The 7,564-nt window shown below is 33.9% G+C and carries 7 protein-coding genes; 3 read left to right on the forward strand and 4 right to left on the reverse strand.

The window, feature by feature from the left end; all coding sequences use genetic code 11:
* Positions 1-110: 110 nt before the first annotated feature.
* Complete coding sequence (locus tag AR685_RS16495; protein ID WP_047447400.1) at positions 111-680, forward strand: fasciclin domain-containing protein; 570 nt, start codon at positions 111-113, stop codon at positions 678-680.
* Positions 681-742: 62 nt separating this feature from the next.
* Here AR685_RS16495 and AR685_RS16500 read toward each other — a convergent pair whose 3' ends face one another.
* The 4 genes from AR685_RS16500 to AR685_RS16515 all read right to left on the reverse strand — a co-directional run bounded on the left by AR685_RS16500 (position 743) and on the right by AR685_RS16515 (position 4,536).
* On the reverse strand, positions 743-1,504 hold the full coding sequence (locus AR685_RS16500; RefSeq protein WP_059125228.1) for a hypothetical protein: 762 nt from the start codon (positions 1,502-1,504) through the stop codon (positions 743-745).
* 87 nt (positions 1,505-1,591) lie between these two features.
* Positions 1,592-2,674 carry a PorV/PorQ family protein gene (locus tag AR685_RS16505; RefSeq protein ID WP_059125229.1) on the reverse strand — a complete coding sequence of 361 codons (1,083 nt, stop codon included), beginning with the start codon at positions 2,672-2,674 and terminating at the stop codon, positions 1,592-1,594.
* 12 nt (positions 2,675-2,686) lie between these two features.
* Positions 2,687-3,565 (reverse strand): DMT family transporter, encoded by an 879-nt coding sequence (locus AR685_RS16510; RefSeq protein WP_059125230.1) that lies wholly within the window; start codon positions 3,563-3,565, stop codon positions 2,687-2,689.
* A 23-nt stretch (positions 3,566-3,588) separates the two neighbouring features.
* The gene (locus AR685_RS16515) at positions 3,589-4,536 is read right to left on the reverse strand and encodes a hypothetical protein (RefSeq protein WP_131777647.1); all 948 of its coding nucleotides are present in this window, start codon (positions 4,534-4,536) and stop codon (positions 3,589-3,591) included.
* Positions 4,537-4,929: 393 nt separating this feature from the next.
* On the opposite strand from AR685_RS16515, the gene AR685_RS16525 reads away from it, so the two are divergent.
* Both AR685_RS16525 and AR685_RS16530 read left to right on the forward strand, forming a co-directional pair.
* Positions 4,930-6,558, forward strand: coding sequence for an acyl-CoA carboxylase subunit beta (locus AR685_RS16525; protein ID WP_047447421.1), 1,629 nt, complete (start codon positions 4,930-4,932; stop codon positions 6,556-6,558).
* A 186-nt stretch (positions 6,559-6,744) separates the two neighbouring features.
* A complete protein-coding gene (locus AR685_RS16530) occupies positions 6,745-7,215 on the forward strand; it encodes a VanZ family protein (protein WP_052188073.1) in 471 nt (156 codons plus the stop codon).
* Positions 7,216-7,564 lie beyond the last annotated feature (349 nt).

Consider the following 7,564-nt stretch of genomic DNA (forward strand, 5'->3'; position numbering starts at 1 on the left):
TGAAATAATATTTAAATTTTTTAAAACTAAAACCCACAGACTGTCGTAGATGAATGCAAGAACACAGTTTTAGATAAACTCAAATAAAAAATAATTTAAAAAATCAAAAAATGAACACAAGATTAAAATTCGCAGCATTAGGGATGGTCGCATTATCATTCGCATTAAGTGGAAATGTTGCTGCACAGAAAATGAAAGAAAAGACAGTAATGGTTGGCGGAGCGCCAATGTATCCTTCTAAAAATATTGTAGAAAATGCAGTAAATTCTAAAGATCACAAAACATTAGTTGCCGCAGTAAAAGCAGCAGGTTTGGTAGAAACATTACAGAGTGCGGGTCCCTTCACTGTATTTGCTCCGACGGATGCAGCTTTCGCAAAATTGCCAGCAGGTACTGTTGAGAATTTGGTAAAGCCTGAAAACAAAGCAATGCTTACCAAGATTTTAACATACCATGTTCTTCCTGGAAAGTACAGCGCTAAACAGGTTTGGGCAGCAGTAAAAGCAGGAAACGGCAAAGCAATGATGAAAACGGTAGCAGGTGAAGAACTCACTTTTTGGACAAAAGGAAAGGATTTATACGTAACTGATGCAAAAGGCAACAAAGCAAAAGTAACCATTGCCGATGTTAATCAGTCAAACGGAGTTATACATGTAATAGACACCGTTCTATTACCATAGTTTTAGTTTTTTATGGTTTATTAGGAAGCCTTATCTGCAGACAGATAAGGCTTCTTTGTTTTTTATTTCAGTGTAAAAAACTCTTTCGAATAATCATCATTTCCTTTTGGCATTTCAATCACGATATTTCCGTTTTCGTAGTATCCTATGGTAGATTCTCCCGACTTTAGTTTTACTTTAAACGTATCTTTCTTGCTTGTTGATTTAAAAGTTGCAAACGGTACAGCACTATTGCTTTCAACTAAAATAAACTGACTGTCGTCAATCTGAACTTTCTGCAAGCTTACTTTTCCATTAGAATATTTTCCAGATTCCCCCAAGGAAGTTTCCGTGGATTGAGGAGCAATTTCTTTCAAAGGCTCTGATGGCTGTACTTCCCGTACGGCAGGTTCTGTTTGAATTGCCATTGGTTTGGGATTCGAAACAGGAACGCTCACCAATGCTTGTTTCAAAGCATCTTGATAACCTTCTTCAAATTCTTTAATCGAGGTGCTTCCTTTTTGACTTGCAACCAATTTACCGTTACAATCTTTAAATTCTAAAACGATTTTATTCCTCAAAAAACCACTATCGTTAATGACATCTGCATTCAAAACACTGCATGGATTTGAATTAGCTTCGGCCGTCCATTGACTTCTGTTTCCTGCAACTACAGAATACTGTTTCTGTTGAAGTGTCTTAGAAAGCAAAATATCCATTTTGTATTGATCATTTTTAAATCCGCTGAATTTCTCAGGAACTGCTATATATTTATAATCGGAAACTTTTTGTGCGTACGAAAATGTAATGCAAAGTGCGGCTATAATAGTTGAAAGTTTCTTCATTGTAATACGTTTAAAATAATTGTTTTTTTTAATACTTTTAAAAATTCATCCAAATCTATTAACTGCTAGGAGATGTTTTTGATGTATTTAATCATTCCTAAACTCTCCCATATCCAGTTTCAGAGAGAAAAAGTTGGAAAAGAAATTAGATCCACCAATTCCCGAATTGCTAATCGCATAATCAAGCGTCAATCCTCTATATCTGATTCCCAAACCAGCACTCGGTTGAAAAGAAACTTTTCTGCTCAAATCTTCAATATCTGTAATAGACTGGAATCTGTTGATTCCTAATCTTACGAAAATCATTTTCTGATACCCCAATTCAGCACCTGCATAAGGAGTGATACTAGCAAAATCTGTCGAAAGAAGTGCTGCCGTTTTCGCAAAATCTACATTGATACCCGCTTCAGGCAAAATATACAAGCTGCTGTTAATTTCAAAAAGCTTACTTGCTCCTGCATTAAGTTTAGGCATGGTCAATTCCATCTTGTCTGTTGGAGCAGGGTTAAATTCTTCACCATTTACAACTGCAGACAATTCATTTTGATTGATGCTCCAGAAATTCACCGTAGTCGTAGCATCTCGAAGTATTCCCCCGAATTTCCAACCGTTATCTGCTTTATAAATTGCACCTACATCAAAACCAAAACCGTAACCACTTGCGAATTTCCCAACATTTCTATAAACGATTTTCGCATTGATACCTACATCTAATTTAGGATTACCTCCGGGATGGAATGCATACGTAACAATTCCTGCATAATCTGACTGAGAAAACTTGGTGATTTTATCGTAATCAATATTTCCCTCGGTATCAATCAATTGAGTTGTGTTTAAAATATTATCCACTCCCAATCTTACGATCGAAACTCCAAAAACACCTTCTTCTAGAACCTTTGCATAAGCCAGATAATCATACTTCGCTATCGATTCAAAATATTCTGCGTGCATTGCAGCACCCTGCCAGTCTCTCGTGATTCCATTTAAACCTGCAGGATTCCACATTGGTGAGTACACATCATCCTGATTTGAGATGACAGCTCCACCCATGGCTAGACCTCTTGCGCCGGCTCCAATATTTAAAAATTCATTGGAATATTTTCTGATTATTTGAGATTGTGAAAACCCAAATACAAGGAAAAATAGTAATAAAAGATATTTTTTCATCATGCAAATTGACGCTTAGTTAATTGTTTTTTGTTTCCTGGTTTTAATCAGCGCATTGACTACAATTGCCAAAATCATCACGATTGAGGCCACGTAAAATACTGGACTCATGTGTTCTGATTCCCCAAAGATAAAAAAAGCTAGTATAATTCCGTAGACTGGTTCTAAATTTACTGTTAAAATTAGTGTGAAAGGCGAAATATACTTCATCAGCTTTACCGATTCGAGCATCGGAAAAGCCGTGAAAACACTTGCCAACAAGCATATTAACGCCAAATCGCTGTAATTTATTTCATTCATTGAAAATATTTGACCAGACAATAAATAAAATATAGTCAAAATAAGCCATCCACTGAATATTTCGTAAAAAATAATGTTTCCAGGACTGGTTTTTCCAAACATTTTCCCGTTAAAAACTGAAAATATTGTTCCAAAAACTGCGCAAAGTATTCCAAAGAAAATACCTTCTTTATATTGAAATTCTGTTTTAAAAATCAGAAGAATACAGGCAACGATGACAATTCCCATGACGACTTCTGAAATATCTACTTTTCTTTTAAATACCAAAGGTTCTAAAATGGCTGCAAATAATGTTGAAAGAGACAGGCAGCTCAAGGCAATAGAAACATTGGAAACTTTAATGGAGTAAAAAAAACAGAGCCAGTGCAAAGCCATAAAAAATCCTATCGCAGCAAGCTGCAAAAAAAGTTTTTTGGAAACTCTAATACTTTCTTTTTTAAAAACCCGGATGAAGACAAATAAAAATAGGGATGCAAACAACATTCTGTAAAAAACGAGAATTTGTGCATTGGCGGTAATCAGTTTTCCCAAAATTGCAGTAAATCCCCATAAAAAAACAATTAAGTGCAATCTGAAAAGAGCTAGTTTTTGCATTCGTTAGTTATTTATAATTACTATTATCGTACTGGTATATTTTCGCTTTGGTTTTTTAAAGCCTTTAAAAGCTTTTCTTCAAAATCTTCAATTATTCTTTTTGACCATAGCTCTCCATAAAAAGGAAGGTTAGATTTAACTTTATAATCACAAACCAACGTTAATTCAGTAGAGTGATTACCAATATTTCGTAATTGGTAAGAGATTCTGTTAAAAACCAAATTTTTATTTTTTAAAATATGGCTGAAAGTTTGACTTTGCTCTAAATCAGACTTGTCAACATTTATCTTGAATGATAATTCTTCAAATGGTTTTGAATATCCAACACTTTCATTCAGAACAATTCCGTTACTAAAATATCCCAATCTTGTATTTGATTTTTTATCATATCGGGATCTTACGGGATTTGGGAAACCAAAATAGTTGAATGCTGAAGTTTCAATGTAATTTGATAAATCTGGAACAGAATATAATTTCTTCCAGATTTTTTGTTTAGGAACTTTAATAATGATTTTATCAGAAACAGTAAATTGTTCTTCTCTTTTTTCAAATAATTTTTCAACATTACCCAATAAGATTGGTATCGCAACGATGAATAAGCTATTCTTTGTAATAGTATTAGAAGAATCAGTATCGTCATATTCTCTAAAGATAGCTCTTAGAAACATGCTGATCGCAAGTGAAAAAACCACATATGGAGGAAAAAGGAAAAGAGCACATCCTAAATCTTCCAATCGGGATATGAATGCAATAACCAAAAAAAGAGAAACACTGATTATCGGAAAAAAAGCTGATTTTACTCGACTTTCAAGAATCAGTTTCTTGTCAAGAATAAAAGGTATGAAACCAATTATAATTGGAACAAGAATGATGTACGTCCAGGAATTAATTTCAACAACATTACATTCCACTAAAACTCTGAAGAATAAAGCATACATAGTAGAAAAAATAATTCCTGAATATTGTTTCATCTATGCAATTATATTTATTAATGTGACTGTTAAAGTAGCGCAAATTTACAAATACGTTTTTATAAAAAATGCTATTTCTGCAATATAAATTTGACTTTTAAGCCTATTGAAATGCATTTAATTAAAATCCATTAAAAAACCCTGAAAGTCTGTTCAACTTTCAGGGCCTTCAAATAATAAACTATTAAAAAAATAAACTAGGAACAGAGGATTATAACGGAGTAATCAGCTCCTCTCCTCTTATGTAAAATTATAAAAAAAACAAACATAAAAAAACATATCAGTGTTAAATATTTCATAATTTTATGATTTTCAATGCGTTGAATCATAAAACTTTATGTCATTTTATTTTTTATAAAAGTAGTATCTTACGCACATTAAAATAGAAATTTCATGGATATTGAATTCAACAAGCGGGAAGATCAAAACAAATTAAAATTAGCTGAAATAAATCGTTTACTTTCTGAAATAAAAAAAGGTGGTGGAGAAAAAAGACTTCAAAAGCTTCGCGATGAAGGAAAGATGACAGCGAGAGAAAGAATAGATTATCTTCTCGATAAAGATTCAGATTCCATTGAGATCGGTGCTTTTGCAGGTTACGAAATGTACGAAGAACACGGTGGATGTCCAAGTGGCGGCGTTGTGGTAGTGATGGGTTATGTTTCCGGAAAACAGTGTTTAGTTGTAGCCAATGATGCTTCTGTGAAAGCTGGTGCGTGGTTTCCTATTACGGGGAAGAAAAACTTAAGAGCACAGGAAATTGCGATGGAAAACAGGCTTCCAATTATTTATCTTGTTGACTCCGCAGGAGTGTATCTTCCAATGCAGGATGAAATTTTCCCAGATAAAGAACACTTCGGTAGAATTTTTAGAAATAATGCTAAAATGAGCGCGATGGGAATCATTCAGATTTCGGCAGTAATGGGAAGTTGTGTTGCAGGAGGAGCTTATCTGCCAATTATGAGCGACGAAGCTATGATTGTTGACAAGACAGGTTCTATCTTCCTTGCCGGCAGTTATTTGGTAAAAGCTGCAATCGGTGAAAGCATTGATAACGAAACTTTGGGTGGCGCAACAACGCACTGTTCGATTTCCGGAGTTACAGATTACAAAGCTAAAGATGACCAAGATGCCTTGAACAGAATAAAAAATATCATGAAATCTATTGGAAGTTATGAAAAAGCTGGTTTCGACAGAATTGAAAGCTTCCCACCAAAAGAAAAAATTGATAATATTTTCGGAATCATGCCGGTTTCACGTGCTGATCAATACGATACTTTAGAAATTATAAAGTGCTTGGTTGACAATTCTGAATTTGAAGAATACAAAGCAGATTATGGCAAGAGTATCATCTGTGCAACAGCAAGAGTGGATGGCTGGTCTGTAGGAATTGTTGCTAATCAAAGAAAACTTGTAAAAAGTGGTAAAGGTGAAATGCAGTTTGGTGGGGTGATTTATTCTGATTCTGCAGATAAAGCAACGCGATTTATCGCGAACTGTAACCAAAGAAAAATTCCTTTGATCTTCTTACAGGACGTAACAGGTTTCATGGTGGGTTCAAAATCTGAACACGGCGGAATCATTAAAGACGGTGCAAAAATGGTGAATGCCGTTGCAAATTCTGTCGTTCCTAAATTCACAATTATTACAGGGAATTCTTACGGAGCCGGAAATTATGCAATGTGCGGAAAAGCGTATGATCCGAGATTAATCGTTGCGTGGCCTTGGGCAGATTTAGCAGTTATGGGTGGTTCACAGGCTGCAAAGGTTTTAGCTCAGATTCAGGAATCTACTTTGAAAAAACAAGGAAAAGAAATTACTGAAGAAGCACATAAAGAAATTTTAGATTCTATTTCAAAAAAATATCAAAAACAGACAGAAGCCACTTATGCGGCATCAAGATTGTGGACCGATGCAATCATTAATCCAATCGATACCAGAAAATGGATTTCGATGGGAATTGAAGCTGCCGACCATTCACCTATTACTGAGAAATTCAATTTAGGGGTTATTCAAGTTTGATTTACCCATATTAGACAAAATTTTCAGCCTCACTTATTAGTGAGGCTTTTTTTATGTTAAAGAGTCCTAAAGAATGATAAACTGTCTTAATGACATACCATAAGGGTAAGATTTTTGTTATTAAAGAATACAAAAACTAATAAGCACTTCAACCTCTTTTTAATTACTAATCCCAAAAGGAAACCTATGAAAAGATATTTTGCAGTATTTATTGCCTTATATTCCATTGTTTTATTATACATGATGTTTTATGCTTCAGGTAGAGAACCTTCAGAAATATCGTATATCCAACATCAGCCATTTATAACAATACAGCATTTTTTCAATGATAATAATATCGACAATCAAGCATTTATAATAAATATATTTGGTAACATATTTTTATTCAGTCCGTTTGGGTGGTTAGGATTATGTATTAAAAAATTTAATCGTTTCGTTCACATTTCTCTGTTTTTTCTCATTGCGATAAGCATTATTGAGTCAATCCAATACATGACAGGAAGAGGCGTTGCTGACGTTGATGATATCTTTTTGAATACCATAGGAATGCTCTTTGGCTTTATTTTATTCAAATATGCAACTTGGAAAAACATTGCGAATATTAAATTCCATTTTGATTTGATTGAACCTAAAAGACACATTTCAAGCACCACCTAGCTAGAGCATCTTACATTTTAATTAGTGATATTTTTGCTATTACTAAATTATTTGAAGGGCAGATTATTGTACATTTTAATGTCAATCCTTGCATAATTTAGTGCTTGGAAAGCAAACAACATTATATATAATATCACCTATACTAGAAGTAAGACACTAAATCAAAATTAGATTTTAACCAACTGTCTCAATTATACTCTGTAGTCCCGTGAGCTCCGTAGGAGAGCTGTAGTTATCCATTAACTCAACATTACTGAAATTTTAGAATTCTTTCTTATATTAAATCTGTTTCAAACTCAATTTAAAATGATTCTGTTTGCCGATCATTGTTTTATAAATCAGATTGATG

It is taken from the genome of Chryseobacterium sp. JAH (assembly GCF_001507335.1).
GTDB lineage: Bacteria > Bacteroidota > Bacteroidia > Flavobacteriales > Weeksellaceae > Chryseobacterium.

Excerpts from the sequence above, each read along its gene's own strand:
- AR685_RS16495 (WP_047447400.1), top strand. The coding sequence starts at position 111 with ATGAACACAAGATTAAAATTCGCAGCATTAGGGATGGTCGCATTATCA.
- AR685_RS16500 (WP_059125228.1), bottom strand. The coding sequence starts at position 1,504 with ATGAAGAAACTTTCAACTATTATAGCCGCACTTTGCATTACATTTTCG.
- AR685_RS16505 (WP_059125229.1), bottom strand. The coding sequence starts at position 2,674 with ATGATGAAAAAATATCTTTTATTACTATTTTTCCTTGTATTTGGGTTT.
- AR685_RS16510 (WP_059125230.1), bottom strand. The coding sequence starts at position 3,565 with ATGCAAAAACTAGCTCTTTTCAGATTGCACTTAATTGTTTTTTTATGG.
- AR685_RS16515 (WP_131777647.1), bottom strand. The coding sequence starts at position 4,536 with ATGAAACAATATTCAGGAATTATTTTTTCTACTATGTATGCTTTATTC.
- AR685_RS16525 (WP_047447421.1), top strand. The coding sequence starts at position 4,930 with ATGGATATTGAATTCAACAAGCGGGAAGATCAAAACAAATTAAAATTA.
- AR685_RS16530 (WP_052188073.1), top strand. The coding sequence starts at position 6,745 with ATGAAAAGATATTTTGCAGTATTTATTGCCTTATATTCCATTGTTTTA.